Consider the following 1,775-nt stretch of genomic DNA (forward strand, 5'->3'; position numbering starts at 1 on the left):
CCCCCCCCCCCCCCCCCCCCCCCCCGCGGGGCTTCCCGTACCGCCGTCCTCACACCTCAAGCAGGCCCGACGTCGCGACCAGGTAACCGAGCTGGGCCCGGCTCCTGCTGCCCAGCTGCTCGGAGACCCTGCGCACGTGCTCCGCGACGCTGCGGCGACTCATGCCGAGCCGGCGGGCGATCGACTGGTCCGTCTCACCGCCCACCACCGCCTGCAGGATGGTCCGTTGCAGGTCGGACGTGACGACCGGGGTGCGCAGCGGCACCCGCTCCGGGCGGACCGGGACCGAGCGGGCCCAGGCCTCGTCGAAGTGCCGGGCCAGGAAGCGGACCAGGGACGGGTGCTGGATGCGCAGCGCGCTGTGCGGCTCGTCGGAGTACGGGACGAAGGCCAGGCTCCGGTCGAAGACGATGATCCGGTCGGCGACCTCGGCGAGCGTCCTGACCTCGGCGCCCTCGGTCGTCACCCGTTCTATGTAGGCGAGCGTCGTACGGTCCGAGCGGACCGTGTGCTGGTAGATGGTCCGCTGCCGGATGCCCCGGCGCAGATTGCGTATGTCCCTGGGCAGCGACTCCTCCAGCACGTGCACGGGGCGGCCGCCGCCCGGGTGGGCGGTGCGGACCTCCTCGCGGCAGCCGGCGACGCCCGCTTCGAGCGCCTTGCCGATGACGGCCTCGCCGGAGAGCCGGGTGAGCGCGGACGGTTCGAGGCGGTGCGCGTCGGCGTACAGGCCCTCGAACACGGTCAGCGCGGCGCGTGCCGAACGCAGGGTGCGACGCTCGCGGGCGATCGCCGCCTCGATGGGCCCGAGCACATCGAACGAGGCGGTCTCGGGCGGTACGGGGATGAGCCGCCCCGGTGCGTGGCGGTCCTCCACCAGCAGATGCAGGGCGCTCAGGCAGCCGGGCACCTCGTTTGCCGGAAGGCTTCCGTCCGCGAGTGCGCGCCGATAGGCCGCGAGGGCCGGGTCGCAGACGCGGTTCGGCGACGATTCGCGGCAATCACACGCCCGTGGGCCGGAATGATCGTCCTTCACAAGGATGCAGATTACATTCGTGCAATCGCGCGGTCATGGGTGAGCGCAACCGCTCGGTGAATATGGGCCGGTGACGCAGGACATCGAGCAGGCGGACGACCGGCCGGACCGGGCACCGGAGAGCGACGGGGCCGGCCCCGCGCGTGGCGAGCGCCGCTATCGATTCCTGATCGCCGGATACGCGTTGTCCTCGTACGGCACTTTCCTGAACATGGTGGCGCTCAATCTGTTCGTCTACGAGACGACGGGCAGGGCGCTCGCGATGGGCCTGTTCATGGCCGTGCGGCTGGCGTCCGGATTTGTCGCGGGACTGATCGCCGGTGGTCTGCTCGCCCGGTTCGCAGCCAAGCGCGTCATGTTGTGGACGAATGTGGCGCAGGCGGCGGTGATGCTGCTGCTCGTTCTCGCGCCCGAGGGGATGCGGACCGCCGCGCTGATGGCAGTTTCCGTGGTGGTCGGCGGCTGCGGAACGCTTTTCATGGTGTCGTTGCGCAGTTCCATTCCCGAGATGGTCGGCGACGACCGGCGGTCGTGGGCGAACTCCCTTTCCATCACCGGGCGTTCGCTGGCAATGGTGGCCGGTTTCGCGTCCGCGGGCGTGGTGGTCTCACTCGTCGGTTACACCGCCGCCTTCGTGGTGGACATGGCCACCTTCGTGGTCTGCGCCGCGACGGTGGCGCTGCTGCCGATCCCGGGCGGGGGCCGGGGAAAGGACGCCCGGCCGGAATCGGAGGGGGAT

General features: G+C 71.0%; 2 protein-coding genes. One reads left to right on the forward strand and one right to left on the reverse strand.

Annotation, left to right across the window (positions count from 1 at the left end; all coding sequences use genetic code 11):
• Positions 1-49: 49 nt before the first annotated feature.
• Entirely contained in the window at positions 50-1,036 is a 987-nt protein-coding gene (locus tag AADR41_RS41975; protein ID WP_446751212.1) for a LuxR C-terminal-related transcriptional regulator, read from the reverse strand.
• A 70-nt stretch (positions 1,037-1,106) separates the two neighbouring features.
• On the opposite strand from AADR41_RS41975, the gene AADR41_RS41980 reads away from it, so the two are divergent.
• On the forward strand, positions 1,107-1,775 hold a 669-nt coding region (locus tag AADR41_RS41980), incomplete at its 3' end, for an MFS transporter (protein WP_342287724.1).

Source organism: Streptomyces sp. CLV115, from assembly GCF_038448545.1.
GTDB lineage: Bacteria > Actinomycetota > Actinomycetes > Streptomycetales > Streptomycetaceae > Streptomyces > Streptomyces sanglieri.